Below are 20,246 nucleotides of genomic sequence, written 5' to 3' on the forward strand. Positions count from 1 at the left end.
GACAGTAAGCGTGCTCTTAACGTTAGATGATTTTTTCTCCGATAGGTCAGAACAGGTGAATCCTGATAAGTTAGATGATTTGACCAGACATCAGGACTTTATATATGAAAGAGAGCTTCGTAACTGTAACCTTGATTATTCGCTAAATAGTCTCAAGCGAATTGATGAGTGGTTGCTAACGGTTAAAAAAAGACTGCCTGACTTTACAGAACATCGAATTTTCTCTTCAGAATATCCCCTAAATAATAACTCAATTATTGAGATATTGAGCTATTATTTAGGGGAGGTCATTGGACGAGCTCGTAGAGAAGCCCCAGTTTGGTACTCTGATGCAAGCGATCATTTTATAGGGGATCAGGCCGCACTGGCTGAAAACATGTTTGTCGAGTTTGATAGTGATATCCAAGATTTGTGTGATTTTTTCGTTCCTAAGCAAGTGATTTACCAAGCATTGATAATAGCTAGTGATGATGGGGTATTACAAGACCAAACAATTTGGCAAAGTGTGCTGGAGCTAGTTCCATCTACTATATTAAGCAATACAGATTTCAATCAGCCTTTGCCACCCGTACCCACTATGGAGTTGAAGTTTGACAGGGAGGTTGAATTTGCTAATTTAGATCGAGCGGATTTAGTTTACTTACAGATGATGCCTCCAAAATGGATGAAAGACGACGTCTTGTATGAACAAATGAATCAATTGGCTAAGCTATATAAAACAGGCAAAGTGGTATGGGCTCATGTCGTCCAAGCAAATAAAATGCTATGGTCTTTTGATCAGGCATATTCTTGTCCTGCTGAAGTGTTATACGATCCAACAGGGCGAACACCAGTTTATTATCTAGCAGAAATTGCACATAAACTTTATACTTTTAAAAATACTATTCCTGATACGGATGATATAGAAATATCAAAGTATGCCGAGCACATAACTGACGAGCATACTAGAATGCTTGGTTTTGACATCCCTAATACCATCACGCTTTTACCACTAAAGTCTACCAGTATATTCGTTTGGCGATTACATTTACCCAATGGTATTTTACAAAGCTCATTCCCTATTTTAATCAGTGATGAAACAGCTGAGGTTACTGTACTTCCTGCCAAGTTTTGGGAGCAAGCTTATTACGATCAATGGATTCAAGACAGTTATTTCGAAGAAGATATGTATTATGGCGTACGAAAACTTTATGAGAGTGACAATCCTTGGAAAAAATATGAGAAGCACGTTCGACCACAAGTGACTGAGCTTATTGATGACATTCCAAGCTTAGCTAATGAAGTCACCTTTAGCAGCTATAAGCCTACTTCAACCGATATGGACTTCGTTACAGAATCGATTCAACAGAATTTTGCAGAAGCAAAACAAGAAAGTACAAGCTTCATGAAAATTGTCATTGGCGTAATCATATTTATAAATATCTTATATGGACTTAAATCTTTTGTTGAGTAGATGTCAACCTAGTGAGACATTATTTGAGAAATTCACTATATCCCTAAAATCCACTTTTAAAGGTTTCCTAGGCGAGACCGTCATCAATGTTGCCATGTGGCTAAAGCTTGAAAAAGATGTTTACCACCGATTAAACGGTATTACCTTGCCATTAGCCAATGGTGGTAGTACGCAAATCGATCACGTCATCGTTTCCGTATACGGCATCTTTGTCATCGAAACCAAAAACTATAAAGGCTGGATATATGGTAGCGAAAACCAAAGACAGTGGACGCAATCATTCCCAAATGGAAGCAAGTTCAAATTCCAAAATCCGCTACGCCAAAACTACTTGCATATTAAGACGCTTGCAGATTTATTAGGATTGGAGCTGAGCTATTTTCATTCGATGATTGGATTTATCGGTGAGTGCGAGCTAAAAACCCGCGATGAGTTGCCTGAACACGTATTGACCAGTGGCATGGTCTCTTATGTAAAGAAAAAACAAGATAAGCTACTCACTGAAGACGAGGTCGCATCCATTGTCGAGCAGATTGAAAGTAATAGATTTAGTAAATCGTGGCGCACCAATCGGCAGCACAAAGCTTATCTAAAAGATAAGCATAGCAACCCAAGCAAGAATGCTGATAATCCTACACCTGAGCCTATAGTAAAAGAAACTGTTGATAGAACTATCCTAAAAAGTAGAGAAGTGCAGCGCTGGTCTGGTCTGGTCAGACTGAGATTGAATCTAGCGAGTTACCGACTGATAGTCTGAATACTCAGCAGACAATCACCCCACATACCAGTATGTCGCATGATATTGCAGATAAACTATTTCTCACACCATTTGAGATTGTAGAATTTGAGCCACAGATGGAAGTATCTACAATACTCGAGGTTTCAGATAATACAGCTGATCTGGTCCAAATACCAACTTGTCCGAAATGTAGAGGCGAGATGATTAAGCGGGTAGCCAAAACAGGTGCGCGTCAAGGCCAGTCCTTTTATGGGTGTACGCAGTTTCCTAGATGTCGCGGTGTGGTGAATGTTATTGCGCTGTGAACAGGCTACTATTTACAGATCTATCATCTAATCAATAGAAAACATCAAGCAAACCCACTCAACCGAGTAGAACAATCAATCAACCAATCTGCCACCGCTCTGACTCTTGCCGAGCGTCTTACGTCTGGGTGCATGACCAAATAGAGGGGATACGATTGAGCCAGTGGAATAGGGGAGTGTGTATCTAACTGCTCAGGTTGTAATGTCTCAGCCGCCGCGTAATTGTCCACTGAGGAATGAGTTTCCAAGTCGGTTAAGGTCGATCTGTTAATAGGATCAACCGCTACCAGTTCTGTGTGTTGACAAGCTAAAAAGTCAGGTAATAGCGCAAATCCTATTTTTTGACGCGCCGCGTGACACGCCATATATAAGTCATTGGTACTAAACGCAATCGTATAGTCTTGCTGCTGCATAAACGCTTGCGACCAAGCCAGCACTCTGGCGTTGGCTTGAAACTCTATGAGTTGCCATTGCTCAGATTCGGTGTCTTTGAGGTATTTATCATGGGCATAAAATCGATAAGTCGATGAACCCAATGTGCGAATAACCAAGTCCTCTTGGGTGGGACGGCGTGTGCGTATGGCGATATCAGCTTCTCGTTGATGTAAATTGCTCATACTGACATCGCCGCTCAAAGCCAATACGATATCTGGGAAGCGCTGGCGAAAGTCAGCTAAAGCAGGCATGAGCACCTCATTTGCCCATACAGGCGGTGCGGATACCACGACTTTGCCTTGTAGAGCGTTCTGATCAATCGCCATTCTTTGAAAAGTGACCATCTCTTTTTTGACTTCTAAAGCTTGATGGTAGAGCCGCTCGCCCTCGATAGTTATCACGTAGCGTTTGCCCAGCCGATCAAAGAGGTTGACGTCCAATGTTTTCTCAAGATGGTCAATACGCCGAGCCACCGTACTGTGCTGCACATTCATTGCTTCAGCACACGCGGTCAATGTTTGTTTTTCTACCAAGCAAACAAAGTAAGCCAAATCGTCCCAGTACATAGTTACTCTCTTATTTTAATATTGTTAACATGACATAAAGTTGATAAAAGTGCTAATGGAGGCGATTGGTAAGTATTTTTTTGCTTGCTGTTCGCATAGCGTGACAGAGGCGGCAAAAAACACTTACCAGTCAGTGTCAGACAGGTTTTACAATAGTCTCTTATATTATCAAATTATGTTGTGCATATTTGCACAGTCGATGTGTGAGCGTCGTCTGTTTATCTACCATATCTTTCATTAGACTGTATATAACTCGTTGGCAACCTTGAAAGTGCCACGATTTATGCAATTCATAATATAGTCAGTCCTACATAAAAGAGGATCACCTATTATCACGCACTACTAAAACAAATTTTTCTTGCTTGCTGTGCCTTTGCAGACAGCGGCGACGTAAAATTTATCTCAGTAGCGCTGTATTGATTTTATAGGGGATCAACTATAGCGAGAAAATATATGCAAACAAAATCAAATACCCAAACGCTTGATCAATTTGTCACTCATGTCTTCACAGGGGAATATGAGCAAGCCATGGCGCTGTGTGACTCAGACGTAAAATTTGTGGTCTTTCGAGAAGAGACCGACAGCCAAGTGCCGATTTATGGAACGCATACTGGTCGAGCAGAAGGTACTGAGTTCTTTAAAAATCTGGCGCAACTGTTCGAATTTGGCAGTTTTGAGATGGAAGATTCTATCGCAAGCGATGATTACATTGTTAGGTTTGGCGAATTGGCTCACACAGTCAAACGTACTGGCGACGTGTTTAACAGTCTTTGGACGATGATTGTACGCTTCAATGAGGCAGGTAAGATTTGCTTATATCGTATGCATGAAGACACCGCTGCGCTGGAAGCGGCGATGCACGTTGTAAGATAAAGGCTTTTATAAATGAAAAAAGAGTATATAAAAAGGTGGGTTGAAGCCACTATAGTCAGATCAATATAAAAAAATATAGCGTGACTAGGATAAGTTTTTCGTCGCCTCTGTCAGCGCAGACACAGCAAGCAAGAAAAACTTTTACCAGTTACGTATTATAATGTCACGTAGTCGTTTTATTGAGTATCGATTATATAAAACAAAAACCGCCATCATGGCGGTTTTTTTATCTATTAAACGATTAAAAAATTTTAACCATGTATCTCTTCTAAACGCAAACAAGCCACCAGTCGCCCGTCCCATTCTCGAAGCTGTGGCTCTACTTCGCTGCATTGCGGTTTTGCATAAGGGCAGCGCTTATGTAAGGCGCAACCACTTGGCGGGTTCAATGGGCTTGGCAGCTCACCTTGCAGTGTCAGATCTTTTTTCTGACCATTTACTGTGGGAGCCGCTGCTAATAATGCCATCGTATAAGGGTGTTTTGGCGCATTGTAAATGGCTTCTTTTGGCCCATGTTCGACCGCTTGCCCTAAGTACATCACCATCACATCGTCTGCCACATGGCGTACGACGGATAAGTTGTGTGAGATAAAGACATACGCTGTATGGTACTCGTCCTGCAAGTCCATAAATAGATTCAATACTTGCGCTTGAATGGACACATCGAGCGCGGAGGTCGGTTCATCAGCGACGACAATTTTTGGATTAAGCATCATGGCGCGAGCGAGGGCAATCCGCTGGCGCTGACCACCCGAAAACATGTGCGGATAGCGTCCAGCATGCTCAGGACGTAAACCCACATTTCTCATCATCTCATTGATTTTGTCGCGCTTATCTTCTTTTGACAGCTTGGTATGAATATCCAACGGCTCTGTCAATTGATAGCCAATCGTATGGCGCGGATTCAAGCTACCATAAGGGTTTTGAAAGACCATTTGAATCTCAGTACGCAAATCTTTTAGCGCTTTTCTGCTATAGCCTGTCGTCCCTTCATCGTTGATAAACAGCTCACCATCACTTGGTTGTTCGATGAGCGTTAGCTGGCGGGCAAGCGTCGATTTGCCGCAGCCTGATTCACCAACGACCGCCAGTGTTTTGCCAGCGCGTAGCTCAAATGAGATACCGTTTAAGGCTTTGACATACGCTTTTGCTTTGCCCAAACCTTGAGATACAGGATAGTGCTTGCGTAGATTGTCTGCTTTTAAGACCACTTTATCACTCATGCTTGGGACTCCAAATTAGCAGGGTCAAAGGGAGAGGTACCAGCAGATATGCTTGGTAAATCAGTATGAATACAGCGCACCTTGCCATTTGGCGTGTCTAAAATTGGTGGTGGCACATCACACGCAGGCTCTTTGTAGGGGCAGCGCGGAGACAGCAAACAACCCGTTGGACGATCATATTGGCTTGGTACCACCCCTGGTAAGCTATGTAATCTGTCTTGACCGATAGCCAGTTCAGGGATGGCTTGTAGCAATGCTTCGGTATAAGGATGGGCAGGGTGTTGGAAGATTTCGGGCACCGTACTGGTTTCAACCACTTGTCCGGCATACATGACCGCAACATCACGCGAGTTTTGCGCGACGAGGCCCAAATCGTGGGTGATTAGTACCATCGCCATTTGTTTTTCGCGTTGCAATCGACCAAGCAAGTCCATGATTTGCGCTTGCACGGTGACATCGAGCGCGGTAGTCGGCTCATCGGCGATAAGCAGCTTAGGCTCGCAAGCAAGCGCCATCGCAATCATAACGCGCTGGCTCATACCGCCTGAGAGTTGATGCGGATAGACCTTGAGTCGGTTTTTGGCATCGGGCATCTCAACCAATTCTAGCAGCTCTAATATGCGTGTTTGTACTGCCGAGCCTCGTAAACCAAGGTGCTTACGTAGGACTTCGCCCAGCTGCATCTCAACCGTAAAGCTTGGATTGAGGCACGACATGGCGTTTTGAAAGATCATCGAGATGTCTTTACCAATAATGCCGCGGCGCTCTTTTGGGGCCATAGCGAGCATGTCCTTATTATCGAACATCACGCGTTTGGCACGGACATTGGCATAAGGTGGCAACAGTCCCATCAACGCCATCATGGTGACGGATTTGCCTGAGCCAGATTCACCTACTATCGCGATGACCTCGCCTTGAGTGATGGATAAAGAGACATCATCTACCGCGCGAAAAGCACGCGACCCTTCACCAAAAGTGACCGAAAGATTTTCGATATCTAGTAATAATGGCGCCTCTTTTACTAACGATCCGTTCATAGAAGTATTGGTATGGTTTAAAGGTTCAGTCATTTTAGGTCACCTGCTTTAATTTGGGGTCTAGCGCATCGCGTAGGCCATCACCAGTCAGGTTGATTGATAAGGCGGCTAAGAAGATAGCGACACCTGGCCAAATAGCGAGCCAAACGTTACTTTGAATATACTGACGTGCTGTACCTAGCATGGCACCCCATTCAGCATCGGGCGGCTGTACGCCAAATCCTAGGAAACCAATCGCACCTGCTTCTAAAATCGCTGATGAAAAAATCATCGTTGCTTGTACGATTAGTGGCGCCATACAGTTGGGTAAAATCGTCACAAACAAAAGTCTGAGCACGCCAGCACCCATCACTTGTGAGGCAATAAAGTACTCGCGTTGCAGCTCTACCATGGCGGTAGCCCGAGTGAGACGAATGAACGGTGGCGTACAGACTAGAGCAATGGTGATGATGGTATTGGTCATCGATGGCCCTAAGATTGCCGCAATGATAATCGCCAATAGCAAACTGGGATAGGACATCAAAATATCATTGACCAACATGACGGCTTTGCCCCAAACTTTGGGCCAAAATGCCGCACTCAGTCCTAACGAGATACCAACCAGCATAGCAAGGGTCGTCGCGCTCAGACCGATGAATAAAGAATAACGTGCGCCATACATCACGCGAGACAAAGTATCGCGGCCCGCATCATCAGTACCCAGCCAAAACATAGTATCGCCGCCACTTAAAAACGCAGGAGGCAATTGTTCTTGACCAGTAAACAACTCATAAGGATCATGAGGAGCAAGGGCGGGTGCAAATATGGCAATGATGACCATCAATGCCAATACAATAAATCCAATAACGGCGCCTTTGTTTCGGCAAAATGTCGATAAAAATAACTGCCAAGATGAAGGCGGTGTGGCTGCCACAAGGTTGGCATCAGAGGGAAGAGTAGAAGACTTCATGAGCAGTTCCTATAGTGGCGAACGCGTTGAAAGTGGCTAGAATCTTATTCCTAAACAGGAGATAGATTTTGCTAAAAACTCTAAATACCACTCAAAAGCCAATCGTCACTATTTAAAATATGAGTATTTATCAATGTTAGATTAAGAAGTATGGCGAATACGTGGATTGATTAGGCCATACAAAATATCAATAAATAAGCTAACCAAAATCAAGGCAGTGGCAACCAATAAGATCCCGTTTTGTACGATTGGATAATCACGTGTGAAAAATCCATCAAGCAACCAATTACCAACGCCTGGCCAGCTAAAGATGGTCTCAGTGATAATAGCGCCAGCAAGCAAGGTTGCCATTTGTAAGCCAACGACCGTCACTACCGTAATCAATGCATTACGCATCACATGTATCAAAATCACACGACGTGGTGACAAGCCTTTGGCTCGAGCCGTACGCACATAGTCCTCATCCAATACTTCCAGCATCGCAGAGCGTGTCATCCGCGCAATCATGGCGAGTGGAATGGTCGATAAAGCAATGGAGGGCAAAATAAAATGTTTGACCACGTCCCAAAATGCACCCGGTTCTCCCGAAGTTAGCGAGCCTAATAACCATGAGCCATATAAAGGTTGCACGTCTAAAAACTGAGCGACAGAGATGACGCCAGCGACAGGTAGTAGGCCAAGATAATGGGCAAAAATACCCGTCAGGATAGGACCCAATAAATAAATGGGCATGGAGTAGCCAGCGAGAGCGCCTGACATCAGCGTGTAATCAATCCAAGTACCGCGGCGCAGTGCGGCAAAAATACCCAAACTGATACCAACGACACTCGCAATGATGATCGCACACAGCGCCAACTCTAATGTTGGTACAAAATGGGCAAAAAAGTCTTGTAAGACTGGGGCACGCGTACGAAAGGACGCACCAAAGTCGCCGGTTAAGATGCCGCTCAAGTAGTCCCAATATTGGACGATGAGCGGTTTGTCCAATCCCAGTCTTTCCAAAGCGCGAGCATGTAGCTCTGGATCAACCATACGTTCACCCATCATAATCTCAACAGCATCGCCAGGGACGAGACGTATTAGAGTAAAGGTTGAGAGGGTTAAGCCTAGATAGACAGGAATGAGGATGGCAATTCGACGCAAAATATAAAGTAGCATAAGCCGCTCGACAGTTGTGGTTCGATGATTAGAGAGGTAGCAGTGATAAGAATGCCCATGACAGGGTATTTAATGTATGTTGATGCGGTTGGAACAAAAGATTTGATCCAACCGACTGTCAATTAAACAATAAAGCCTGTCTTATTGGGCTTAGCGGAGTGCGCTATTCAACCTTCACGCCATCGAAGCGTACGGCACCAAGCGGGCTGATTTTGAAATCCACAACGTTTGGTGCAGTGAATACGGTTACGACCGAATGCGCCATTGTCGTCCAAGGAAGTTGCTCTTTGAATATTTGCTGAGCTTGTACGTAATCATCCACCCGTTCATCTTGATTAGTGACCTGACGCGCTTTTATGACTAGATTGTCAAAGTCTTTGTTACACCAGCGTGAGTAGTTATTGCCACCGACAGCGTCACAAGACAGTAACGAGCCCAACCAGTTATCAGGGTCACCATTATCGCCGGTCCAACCTGCCAAGATCACATCAGGCTCGCCTTTTGCCGCGCGTTTTAGGTATTCGCCCCACTCATAAGTGACCAGCTTGGCATTGACGCCAATCTTCGCCCAATCTGCTTGCAGCATTTCTGCCATGAGCTTGGCATTGGGGTTGTAAGGACGTTGAACAGGCATATACCATAGATTGATAGACATATTGTCGGCGCCAGCTTCTTTGATCAACGCTTTTGCTTTTTCGACATCATAAGGCGCATCTTTAAGCGACTTGTCGTAGCCCCACTGCGTTGGTGGCATAGGGTTGGTGGCTTTGATACCTTCGCTTTGATAAACGGCATTGATGATCGCGTCTTTATTAATCGCCATATCTAATGCCTGACGAACTCTAAGATCGCTCAGCTTTGGTTTTTCGACGTTGTAGCCCACATAGCCGACGTTAAAACCTGGTTGATCAAGAACCGTGGCCTTACCCGATTTTTTGACTGATTCAATCTCGGCAGGTTTTGGATATGCAGATACATGACATTCGCCCGCTTGAACTTTTTGCGCACGAACGGCTGAATCTTTGGTGATAACAAATACGAGGTTATCGATGTAGATGTTGTCTTTATCCCAATAATCTGGGTTTTTGGTATAACGAATTTGCGCGTCTTTTTGATACGACGTAAAGACGAAAGGACCAGTACCGACTGGTTTGTTATTGATATCAGGCTCATTACCAGAAGCCATCAATTGGTCTGCATATTCAGCAGAATTGATATAAGCAAACGGCATCGCTAAGTTCTGTAAAAATGGCGCGTTGGTCTCGCTGAGCGTGACTTTTACCGTGTAATCGTCAACTTTTTCAATGTTGGAGATGATATCTGGTAGTCCCATGCCAACCGAATAGGGGAACTCAGCAGGGTAGGCTTTGTTAAATTCAAACTCTGGGTTGGTGAGACGTTCTAGGGTAAAAATAAGGTCGTCTGCGTTAAAATCGCGGCTTGGGGTAAAGTAATCTGTTTTACCGAACTTGACGCCTTTTCGAAGATTAAAGGTGTAAGTCTTACCGTCTTCGCTAATATCCCAGCTTTCCGCCAGTCCTGGCTGAATCTCAGTACCATCTCTTTTGAATTGCACCAAACCGTTATAGATAGGATAAGCGCTCGCATCAAAATCAGTACCAGCAGTATATTGCGCTGGATCGAAACCAGCAGGGCTGCCTTCTGAGCAATAAAGTAGGGTTTTGGCAGCTTTGGCATCTGAGCTGGCAGCAGAGTCGTCAGTGGTTTTATTATCGCCACTACAGGCACTCATGCCTAAGATAAGTGTCGCTAACATGGTTAGTTTGAAGAGTGATTTTTGCATTCTTACATCCTATGTAATGATAAGTAGTTGCCCATATACCTACATGCTCGTATTCGAACCACGAATACCATCGGTGAGCTTTTAAATCCTTTAAAGCCCTCATTTATATGATGTTTTTAATATAAAAAATAAAAAACAAATTAGGATTTTTACCTCGCAAATTACGAGTAAAAAACACATAAATATAAACAAGTGGTCTGAATATACTCCTTTAAATAGGAGTAGCGCAAGGGGTATATAAAAAAGTTTTGATACATATATGAAATAGTTTTGATAGAAAGCTGTGACTTTTCAGGACACCTAAAATTGCTGAAACAATTGTGATTAAAGCGTTTGCTTGGCTATATTTTGTACAATTGAATCACTCAATATGACTGGATTGTATTTCAAAAATATTTACTATTTTTTAATAATAATGCAAGGGGATGGGGAGAATAGATAAGCTGGCACGCAGAGGTATTGGTGCTAATGAACGTGGACATCACCAATAAGAAAAAGGGCTGACATAAGCCCAGTCTGATGGTCTTTAAGACTACACGGCACAAATCTCTGAGCGTACAATGAAGCGTTTGCCTTCAGGGATTTCTAGCGAGAAGCTTGCGCCGCGTCCATTGACCACATCAATGGTCAAATCCGTGTGTTGCCAGAGTTGATATTGCGCTTTACCCATATAAAATGGGCAGCCAGCCAGATCGCCGACTAAAATATCTTGTCCGCCTACTTTGAATTCGCCCAATGGATAACACATAGGAGAGCTACCATCACAGCAACCACCTGATTGATGGAACATAAGCTCACCATGTTTGGACTTGAGTAGATCAATTAATTCTTTGCAGGCTTCTGTCGCTGTCACTTTCATGATGATTTCCTTATCGTTAAAAGCATGATCGTTAAGAGCATAGAATAGGGGATGAATACAAAAAGCCGCATCATTCTCGCTCACGCTGCATATAGCCTGTGATTGAATAGGATGCGGCTCATTACTTCATTTAAGTGTAAATAAAACTCTATTTAGCTAACAGTCTTAATTATTAATACTCATTAAGCGTCGTTACCTTGCTAAGCCGCGCTAAAGACCAAAAACAATAAGCGCTTCTTAATCGCAGTGCTTAACCTGTATGGCAAGCTAGGGCTTATCGACTCTCATCAAAAGTTGAGCTTTGCTCTAAAAGAAGCCCATCTTTTTCGGACTATAAGAAACCAACATATTTTTGGTTTGTTGGTAATGATCGAGCATCATCAGATGGTTTTCGCGACCAATACCAGATTGCTTATAACCCCCAAAAGCGGCATGCGATGGATAAATGTGATAACAGTTGGTCCATACGCGGCCTGCTTGGATACCACGCCCGAAACGATATGCCTTATGAACGCTACGTGTCCAAACACCAGCGCCTAGACCATATAAGGTGTCATTGGCAATTTTCATCGCTTCTTCGTCATCTTTAAAGGTAGTGACAGCAAGTACAGGGCCAAAAATCTCTTCTTGGAACACGCGCATGTCGTTGGTGCCTTCAAAGATGGTCGGCTTAACATAATAACCGTCTGATAAGTCGCCATCATGCTTGGCTTGATCGCCGCCAACCAAGACTTTTGCGCCTTCTTTTTTACCAATATCAAGATAAGAGAGAATTTTTTCTAACTGATCTGAGCTGGCCTGCGCCCCAATCATCGTGTCTGTATCTAGTGGATTACCCATTTTGATGGCTTCGACACGAGCGATACAGCGTTTGATAAATTCGTCATAGATGCTTTCATGTACCAGCGCACGAGACGGACACGTACAGACTTCGCCTTGGTTCAGCGCAAACATCACTAGACCTTCGACCGCTTTATCTAAGAAGTCATCGTCTTCATCCATCACATCGGCAAAGAAGATATTGGGGCTTTTGCCGCCCAGCTCTAGCGTCACAGGAATGATGTTTTCGCTCGCGTATTGCATGATGAGGCGACCAGTTGTGGTCTCACCAGTGAAAGCAACTTTATTGATACGTGGATTAGACGCCAGTGGTTTACCAGCCTCGACCCCAAAACCGTTGACGATATTAAGGACGCCTTTTGGTAACAGGTCAGCGATACCGATGGTTTCCAACATATATAAAACAGAAGCAGGCGTTTGTTCAGCAGGCTTCATTACAATACAATTACCTGCCGCAAGCGCTGGCGCGATTTTCCAGACAGCCATCAAGATAGGGAAGTTCCATGGGATGATTTGACCAACAACGCCAAGCGGTTCATGGAAGTGATAAGCAACCGTGTCTTCATCGATTTGGCTAATACCGCCTTCTTGTGCGCGAATGGCACTGGCAAAATAGCGGAACTGATCGATGGCTAGTGGAATGTCTGCCATTAGAGTCTCACGCACAGGTTTGCCGTTTTCATAACATTCAGCGATAGCGATGGCTTCTAAGTTAGCTTCCATACGGTCAGCGATTTTAAGCAATAGATTGGCACGATCCGTGACGCTGGTTTTGCCCCACGCATCTTTGGCAGCATGGGCCGCATCTAATGCTTTTTCGATATCGGCTTCTTTTGAGCGGGCAACTTGGCAAATAGTCTTGCCATCAATAGGACTAGGATTGTCAAAGTACTCACCATCGACAGGCGGGGTCCACTCACCATTGATAAAATTGTCATATTTTTTGCGGAATTGGACAGGACTGTTTTCAGTGTTGGGATAGGCGTATAACATTAACGACTCCTTGTTGTGTGTTATGGTTATTGGATAACAAATATTTGGTTTTCCTAACCAAGTATGACTCTATCGTACTGAGCTTTTGTGCAGAGGAATAATGACTTTTTATAATGATATATTTCGTATCACATAACTTCTGGTTATGTGGTGTATGATTGTGAAAGTGGTTCGCAAAACGGGTGTAGCTGTTATAATCATGGCAGCTTTTTTTGCTTATCGTTAATATTCAATAAAATGGATACACGTCATTGCAACGCGTGACTGCTACAAATTTTTCTTGCTTGCTGTGCCTATGCAGACAGAGACTACAAAAATTTATACTAGCCTCGCTGACACTTTTTATATTGACCTGATCACATATTATTTTTCTCGTACTATTTTTATTATTATTACTCATCTAATTGGTTTGGATATATGCGTCAATCTTCTGCTCTTGATATCTTAAAAACAGGTCAAAATGTCTTTTTAACGGGCTCAGCAGGCTCAGGTAAAACCTATACCCTCAATCAATACATTGATTATCTGCGTGCGCGCCGCGTACCCGTTGCTGTGACTGCCAGTACAGGTATTGCCGCCACTCATATGAGCGGTACGACGATTCATAGCTGGTCGGGTATTGGTATCAAAGATGAGTTGTCTGATCGTGATTTGAGCAATCTATCGCGCAAACAGTTTTTGGCTGATCGACTAAAAGATACGGCTGTGTTGATTATCGATGAGATATCGATGCTGCATGCCAAGCAGCTCAACTTGGTGAGCCAAGTGCTCAAATATGTACGCAAAAATGACAAGGCGTTTGGTGGCATTCAAGTCGTAGTAGCAGGCGACTTTTTTCAGTTGCCACCAATCGGTAGCAAGGGCGAGACCAACCGTGAGAAGTTCGCCTTTATGTCAGAGGCATGGCTTGATGCCAAGTTCCATATTTGCTACTTAAGTGAGCAGCATAGACAAGTCAGTGAGGCGGCTAATGGCGGTCTGGATTTGGATGATATTTTGAATCAAATCCGCCGTCAAGAAGTCACTTTTGAGGCCATCGCTGCGCTAGAAGCCACCTTTGATCAAGACGTCGATATCAAGCGCACCCGCCTTTATACGCACAATCTGAATGTTAACAAAATCAATGATAAAGAGCTTGCCGCGCTTGATGGTGACATGATGCGCTTTGAGGCGACATCGACTGGTGATAGTAAACTGGTTGAGACATTGAAAAAAACGGTACGGACTCAGGACGAGTTGATTCTGAAAGTTGGTTCTAAGGTCATGTTTATCAAAAATAATACCGAGCTTGGTGTCTCTAATGGCACGATGGGTGAGCTGATAGGATTCGCTGCCGTCAAGATAGATGACAGTAAAGACAGTAGTGATGCGTTAATTGAAGAGGATGATACAGACGAGGATGAAGAGACGTCTAAGCAAACAAAAGGTAAAACCAAAAAAGAGAAAGACAGTGATAAAAATTCGTCAAAAACAAAAAAACCAACGACGCAAAAAATGCCTGTGGTCAGGCTAAACTCAGGACGTGAAGTAGTCGCGGAGCCTGAAGAGTGGATCATTGAAGATGAAACAGGCGAGGTGTTGGCAAGCTATGAGCAAGTGCCGTTATGCTTGGCATGGGCAATTACCATTCATAAGTCGCAAGGGATGACGTTAGAGGCGGCTGAGATTGATTTGTCCCGTACGTTTGAGCTTGGGCAGGGTTATGTGGCGTTGTCACGGCTAAAGTCGCTGGCAGGGCTACAGCTGCTTGGTATGAATGACATGAGCTTGCAACTTGACCCATTAGCGCGCGGGGCAGATAGACGATTTTTGGTCTTGTCTGACGAAGCTGATGCCAATTATGCGATGCTTGATGAAGAGAGTATGACGCAGGCGCATGAAAAATTCATTCTCAAATCAGGCGGTACGCTGAGTAAATCAATCATCGATGCCTATGCCAATCTACAAAAAAAGCGCCGCGAGCAACTACAAGCGCAGCAAGACAAAAAACAAAAGCTGGGCAATCAAGTCTCTGATAAGTCAGACAGTACGCTGTTAGCCACCCGCATATTGCTAGAAGAAAGTCTGTCTATCGCTGAGATTTCTCAAGCGCGTCAGCTGTCTCAGTCTACCATTATGCGCCATATTGCTGAGCTGAGATCTCAAGACTCAAGCTTGTTGTGTGATCATCTGCGCCCAGACGATGAAGTGATGACAGCGGTTGGCAACGCGTATATCGCGATTAAGGTGGCCAATAATCCAAATGATTTTAATGACGACGGCAGCATCAAACTGCGTCCGATATTTGATCATCTTAAACAAAGCATCGATTACAACACCATTCGCTTGGCGCTGATCTTTATTACGCCATAATGGCTGATAAGTTTTTCAATGCGTTTGTTACCTATTAAAAAATCTTGGTGAAAACCGTATTGGTGGATGCATGAGGGCGCTTCGTCTGTCGCGCTCCGTGCCTATGCTTTTTTCTTATTTTTATTTAAAGCGATCATTTGTTATGCCTGATTTTTCTCGTGCCAACTATCAATTGACGTCCGATCCAGTCGCCGCTTTATTTCGTGCTACAGGTGAGCACACACAGCCATTAAGAGTCGCTATCAACGGTTTTGGGCGTATAGGACGCAATGTATTACGCGCATTGTTAGAGCGTTTTGAGGTGCTGGGTCGCGCCATCCATGTGGTTGCTATCAATGACTTGGGGCCGGCCGATATTTTATTGCATTTGCTAAAATTTGACAGTACGCACGGGCGCTTAAGTCGATTGGGCGTCAGTGCCGAGATTGTAGAAACTCACACCAATGATGATGATAAAACCCAGCTTTGCCTGACTAAGAATAATCTGACCTATTGTATTACCATGCTCTCAGAGCCTAATCCCAAGCGTCTACCGTGGCAGGCGCTTGGCGTCGATGTAGTGCTAGAGTGTACAGGGCATTTTCGCTCTTATGAGCAAGCGCATCTACATATTGAGGCTGGGGCACACCAAGTCATTATTGGTGCCGCGCCTTTTGACGATGTAGATGCTTGTATTGTCATGGGTGTGAACGCCGAAGAGTTGACACGCGCTCTACCGATTATCTCCAGCGTTTCTTGTACCACTCAGGCGCTAGTACCACTGATTGATACGCTCGATAAGGCATTTGGGGTAAGGTCAGCAATGATGACCGAGATTCATGCAGTCACAGCCGATCAAACGGTTTTAGATCAAGCGCATCGTGATCCTAGACGCGCACGTGCGTCTGGCTATAATATTATTCCAACCACGTCTAGCAGTATCGCAGCCACAGAACGCGTACTACCAGCAATGATAGGCAAAATAAACGGTCATTCGATACGCGTACCGACCATCGATGTTGCTGCCATTGATGTGACGTTTGTGTTTGAGCAAGCGGATGTCAGTATTGAAACCGTGGGCGAGGTGCTCAAATCTGCTAGCCAAGCGTATTTACTCGATATCATGGCGTATACCGATGAGCCATTGGTTTCTAGCGATTTTATTCATCAAACCGAATCACTTATCATCGATGGACAGCAGCTGATGCGAGTGGGCGATCAATATAAGGTGTTTGCTTGGTACGATAATGAATGGGGCTATGCTAATAGACTGCTGGATATGTGCCTGCATCTGGCTTCAAACAAGTAATATGTGAGCGATTATGAAGTATTAGAAAATTATTTTCATTTTTTTAGAATATAGGCTTGCATTATAAAATGATCTGTATATAATGATGCACCAATGGAGACGTGGCAGAGCGGTTGAATGCACCGGTCTTGAAAACCGGCAAGGGTTCATAGCCCTTCGAGAGTTCGAATCTCTCCGTCTCCGCCAAATTCGAAAAGTCCCCAATCAGTGATGATTGGGGACTTTTTTTATGCGTATATAAAAAAGTCTCACCTTAAGGTCAGTTTTATTTATATTGAACTGACTATACCAACGGTTACTTCACAAGTGACTGAGAAAATTCGATGGTTTCACCATCTTCTAATATAAGAATGCCTTCACTAATCTCAATGGTCATGTCTTTCGAGTTTTTAATAGCCCGCATGACATTGATGTCCTCAATACTACTTTCAATGACTATTTTTCCAGACTGTTCTGGTTGAATGGGCGGTTCGAACTCAATCAATGGGACATTAAAGTTTTTGCCTTTTTTTAATTTCGCGTCTTGCATAGTCAGCGTACCCTTAAAGCTTTGGATAGCGACCTTACCGTGGTTTGATAGCATAAACTGTAGCTTTACTTGGTTCAAACTATCGCTATCACTGCTTTTTACAGGGAGTAGAGCAACTGGATACTTTAGAGCCGGGTTAGTGGCTTGCTGATGCGTCACGATAGGGCTTTTTTTTCCCGTTGGATTATTAGGATGCAAACGCTCATATTCACGCTGCTGTATGAGCGCCTTTTCAATAGTAGTACGCGGCATCGCGCCTGACTCATAAGCTTCGCTCAGTTTCATGCGCAGCATATATCGGCTCAGCAACTGCTGGTCAGACTCCGGAAGCTGCTCTAAGGTCGCCCCCAATTTTTTTTGCCACTGATCTGAGTCAGTTGGTATGGTTTGTTTGGTCGGATCTGTTTTTGGCTGCGAGCAGCCAGGAGCGATTGCTAGTATCGATAAAGTCATCGTTAATAACAAAGCTTTGTTGAAACGCTGATATGAATTCATTATCGTACACCTCCTAGTAAATGCCCATCAATAGTGACGACTGTTTTCTTAATATACCGTGTTTGATCGCTTGTTTTGTTTAATTATGGCTAAATACTGTAGGAAACTTAATGCAGATATGAAAGACAGCGAGCGCACTATTGGCGAAAAATAAGTATTAAAAAAGCGCTTTTATAAAAAGCGCCTATAAAAGAGTATTCGATATCTTGATGCACCAAAAAAAAGACTGAACGCCTTTCGGAAAGTTCAGTCTTTTTACAATGATGGTCTGCTATATGTTTTCTAGTCGTTGTCTTGCAGCTCAGATAAAGGATGCGTGATGTTATTATTGTGCGTGTCTACGATAGCCTGATCAATGATGTGCTGACTCACACCGCGCTTGCGTAGCGTCTCGATAAAGACTTCATCGTGTGCCAAGGTGTAATCCTGATGGTCACGATCAAGACCTTGGCGGATGTATAGGCGAATAAGCCCTTGAATACGTTTAAAGCCCAATTCTGTCGACGTTGATTCTAATAAGGCAATCATCTCTTCAGACAGGCGAATACTGATCGGACGCATGATTTTTTGCGGATGATCAGAAAACTTATTTTTTACACGTACAGGTATCATAATAAACCATTACTTTTAGTGAGTAGGAGTAAAGCACTCAGACAAAAAACAAACCAATCAAAACTAACCTTACCATACAACAAAAATGCTCAAAAGAACACCACAGCTACGCGAATATTATGAGCAGTCATTACAAAATGGTAGCAATAAAAAAACCCTCATCATTAAGTGATGAAGGTTTTTAGTATATGGCTCTCCAACCTGGGCTCGAACCAGGGACACACGGATTAACAGTCCGTTGCTCTACCAACTGAGCTATTGGAGAATAAGCTGTCATAACAGTAAACAGTTTAAGCTTTATAAAAGCCTAATCGCTTGGCTTGTTTGCGTTATGTGGGGCACATTTTAGCCAAGTCGTCATAGGCTGTCAACCTTATTATGCTATTAATTATGAATAATATCGAAATTTATCAAAAATAGTCTTTTGACCTTTATTTGGCGTCTCATTTGGGATGAATTATATCCCGCATATTTATCTAAGCATCCCTTTATTCGTGCGGATTTGAAGCACATCATCCATGCCAATTTTTTATAAAAAGTCGCTCGATAATGTCCGTTTTACTTTCCTGTATCTAAGTCAAAACAGATAAGCAGTTGATATTTTTAAGTTTTAAAACAGTTTCTAGACGACTAAATAGCAAGAAATGCCATATTTACCCTTCACATTACGGAATTCTTGCTATAGAATACCGACCGTATGGTTTCTTTTGATAGAAACTTAATCACTGATGCTCAATTTGAGACGGGTATTTTTAATATGAGTCCAACGACTATTGCTTATGTCTATCTTGCCGCTGCCATTACTTGTGAAGTGATTGGCACGACTTTTCTGGCGAAGTCAGAACAGTTCACACGTTTGGTACCAACGCTCATTATGTTTGTGCTTTATGCGCTCTCTTTTTATGCATTGACGCAAACGCTAAAGGTGATACCGCTTGGCATTGCTTATGCATTGTGGGGTGGGTTGGGAATTGTCTTAACTTCGCTTGTCAGCGTGATTCTCTTTAAGCAAAGTCTTGATGCGGCAGCAGTGATCGGCATTGCTATGATTGTTGGTGGCGTCGTAGTAATGAATTTATTGTCTAATTCTGTGGTGCATTGATATGAATATAGAAACGGAAAATGCTCATAAACGTAAAAAACAACCAGAAGTGGTTCGACGTGCCTTACTAGATCAGGCAGCACGCATTACGTTAGAGCAAGGGTTGTCCAAAGTGACATTTCAAGCGGTCGCTGATGCCACTGGCGTGACTAAAGGTGGCGTCATGCATCACTTCACTACCAAAAATGCACTGGTGCTTGAGGTATTTAATGATGCCATGGCTAAGTTTGAAGCAGAAGTAGATGCAGCGATGGCTAACGATCCTGTGCCTTACGGCTCTTTTACTCGCGCCTATATAGATGCCACTATCAGCTTAGGCGAGAAAGGGCAAGAAGAGTTCGATAATCAAGCAACATTGTATGTGCTCATGCTGGGCGACAGTGAGCTTCGGGCATTATGGGCCAAATGGGCAAATGAGCAATTAAAAAAGCATGAAGCCACAGACAATACTGAAACCTTATGTATGGTGCGGCTAGTCGCTGATGGTATTTGGCTCTCTGATTTTTCGGGCATTAATATATCGGAAAAACAGTCATTACGTGACCGCTTAATCAAAATGACGCAGCGTGATTTTGATCAATAAGAGTAGAGCGATCAATCAGCGTAAAACACGACAATTTTATTTTAATATGCA

General features: G+C 43.6%; 18 protein-coding genes and 2 tRNA genes. 9 read left to right on the plus strand and 11 right to left on the minus strand.

The annotated features are described in order from the left end of the window. The first annotated feature begins 55 nt into the window (after window positions 1-55). From CZ794_RS01875 to CZ794_RS14145, 3 genes are all read left to right on the plus strand, one after another. Window positions 56-1,453 (plus strand): hypothetical protein, encoded by a 1,398-nt coding sequence (locus CZ794_RS01875; RefSeq protein ID WP_143515688.1) that lies wholly within the window; start codon window positions 56-58, stop codon window positions 1,451-1,453. Further along, window positions 1,446-2,210: a nuclease-related domain-containing protein gene (locus CZ794_RS01880; protein ID WP_256958826.1), complete on the plus strand. Its 765-nt coding sequence runs from the start codon at window positions 1,446-1,448 to the stop codon at window positions 2,208-2,210. Before CZ794_RS01875 ends, CZ794_RS01880 begins: the two co-directional genes overlap by 8 nt. A gap of 98 nt (window positions 2,211-2,308) precedes the next feature. Continuing rightward, complete coding sequence (locus CZ794_RS14145) at window positions 2,309-2,497, plus strand: topoisomerase DNA-binding C4 zinc finger domain-containing protein (protein WP_256958827.1); 189 nt, start codon at window positions 2,309-2,311, stop codon at window positions 2,495-2,497. 44 nt (window positions 2,498-2,541) lie between these two features. Here the strand turns inward: CZ794_RS14145 and CZ794_RS01885 are convergent, their stop codons facing one another. After that, entirely contained in the window at window positions 2,542-3,498 is a 957-nt protein-coding gene (locus CZ794_RS01885) for a LysR family transcriptional regulator (protein WP_087039933.1), read from the minus strand. A 453-nt stretch (window positions 3,499-3,951) separates the two neighbouring features. Between CZ794_RS01885 and CZ794_RS01890 the strand changes: the two genes are divergently transcribed. Continuing rightward, window positions 3,952-4,371 carry a nuclear transport factor 2 family protein gene (locus CZ794_RS01890; RefSeq protein WP_087039934.1) on the plus strand — a complete coding sequence of 140 codons (420 nt, stop codon included), beginning with the start codon at window positions 3,952-3,954 and terminating at the stop codon, window positions 4,369-4,371. Between the two features lie 251 nt (window positions 4,372-4,622). Here CZ794_RS01890 and CZ794_RS01895 read toward each other — a convergent pair whose 3' ends face one another. The 7 genes from CZ794_RS01895 to CZ794_RS01925 form a co-directional block, all read right to left on the minus strand. Beyond that, window positions 4,623-5,594, minus strand: coding sequence for a peptide ABC transporter ATP-binding protein (locus CZ794_RS01895; protein ID WP_087039935.1), 972 nt, complete (start codon window positions 5,592-5,594; stop codon window positions 4,623-4,625). Continuing rightward, a complete protein-coding gene (locus CZ794_RS01900) occupies window positions 5,591-6,664 on the minus strand; it encodes an ABC transporter ATP-binding protein (protein WP_256958828.1) in 1,074 nt (357 codons plus the stop codon). The genes CZ794_RS01895 and CZ794_RS01900 overlap by 4 nt, the downstream gene beginning before the upstream one ends. Before the next feature lies 1 nt (window position 6,665). Further along, window positions 6,666-7,580, minus strand: a complete 915-nt coding sequence (locus CZ794_RS01905) for an ABC transporter permease (protein WP_062845187.1) — start codon at window positions 7,578-7,580, stop codon at window positions 6,666-6,668. Window positions 7,581-7,721: 141 nt separating this feature from the next. Beyond that, window positions 7,722-8,738 carry an ABC transporter permease gene (locus CZ794_RS01910; RefSeq protein WP_062845186.1) on the minus strand — a complete coding sequence of 339 codons (1,017 nt, stop codon included), beginning with the start codon at window positions 8,736-8,738 and terminating at the stop codon, window positions 7,722-7,724. 163 nt (window positions 8,739-8,901) lie between these two features. Further along, complete coding sequence (locus CZ794_RS01915; RefSeq protein ID WP_087039936.1) at window positions 8,902-10,542, minus strand: ABC transporter substrate-binding protein; 1,641 nt, start codon at window positions 10,540-10,542, stop codon at window positions 8,902-8,904. A gap of 532 nt (window positions 10,543-11,074) precedes the next feature. Continuing rightward, the gene (locus CZ794_RS01920; protein ID WP_087039937.1) at window positions 11,075-11,401 is read right to left on the minus strand and encodes a DUF779 domain-containing protein; all 327 of its coding nucleotides are present in this window, start codon (window positions 11,399-11,401) and stop codon (window positions 11,075-11,077) included. A gap of 306 nt (window positions 11,402-11,707) precedes the next feature. Then, a complete protein-coding gene (locus CZ794_RS01925) occupies window positions 11,708-13,234 on the minus strand; it encodes an aldehyde dehydrogenase family protein (protein ID WP_087039938.1) in 1,527 nt (508 codons plus the stop codon). Window positions 13,235-13,651: 417 nt separating this feature from the next. Here CZ794_RS01925 and CZ794_RS01930 point away from each other — a divergent pair, with 417 nt between their 5' ends. From CZ794_RS01930 to CZ794_RS01940, 3 genes are all read left to right on the plus strand, one after another. Continuing rightward, window positions 13,652-15,586 carry an AAA family ATPase gene (locus CZ794_RS01930; RefSeq protein ID WP_087039939.1) on the plus strand — a complete coding sequence of 645 codons (1,935 nt, stop codon included), beginning with the start codon at window positions 13,652-13,654 and terminating at the stop codon, window positions 15,584-15,586. A gap of 142 nt (window positions 15,587-15,728) precedes the next feature. Next, a complete protein-coding gene (locus CZ794_RS01935) occupies window positions 15,729-16,874 on the plus strand; it encodes a type I glyceraldehyde-3-phosphate dehydrogenase (protein ID WP_087039940.1) in 1,146 nt (381 codons plus the stop codon). Window positions 16,875-16,969: 95 nt separating this feature from the next. After that, window positions 16,970-17,060 (plus strand) — tRNA-Ser (locus CZ794_RS01940). A gap of 109 nt (window positions 17,061-17,169) precedes the next feature. Here CZ794_RS01940 and CZ794_RS01945 read toward each other — a convergent pair. The 3 genes from CZ794_RS01945 to CZ794_RS01955 form a co-directional block, all read right to left on the minus strand. Then, the gene (locus CZ794_RS01945; protein WP_087039941.1) at window positions 17,170-17,898 is read right to left on the minus strand and encodes a hypothetical protein; all 729 of its coding nucleotides are present in this window, start codon (window positions 17,896-17,898) and stop codon (window positions 17,170-17,172) included. Window positions 17,899-18,180: 282 nt separating this feature from the next. Continuing rightward, the gene (locus CZ794_RS01950; RefSeq protein WP_062845178.1) at window positions 18,181-18,510 is read right to left on the minus strand and encodes a hypothetical protein; all 330 of its coding nucleotides are present in this window, start codon (window positions 18,508-18,510) and stop codon (window positions 18,181-18,183) included. Window positions 18,511-18,699: 189 nt separating this feature from the next. Further along, window positions 18,700-18,775 (minus strand) — tRNA-Asn (locus CZ794_RS01955). Between the two features lie 492 nt (window positions 18,776-19,267). Here CZ794_RS01955 and CZ794_RS01960 point away from each other — a divergent pair. Together CZ794_RS01960 and CZ794_RS01965 are read left to right on the plus strand one after the other, a co-directional pair. Then, window positions 19,268-19,612: a multidrug efflux SMR transporter gene (locus CZ794_RS01960; RefSeq protein WP_087039976.1), complete on the plus strand. Its 345-nt coding sequence runs from the start codon at window positions 19,268-19,270 to the stop codon at window positions 19,610-19,612. Between the two features lies 1 nt (window position 19,613). After that, entirely contained in the window at window positions 19,614-20,195 is a 582-nt protein-coding gene (locus CZ794_RS01965) for a TetR/AcrR family transcriptional regulator (RefSeq protein ID WP_256958832.1), read from the plus strand. The last annotated feature ends 51 nt before the right edge of the window (window positions 20,196-20,246 follow it).

This window comes from Psychrobacter sp. JB385 (assembly GCF_900163785.1).
GTDB lineage: Bacteria > Pseudomonadota > Gammaproteobacteria > Pseudomonadales > Moraxellaceae > Psychrobacter.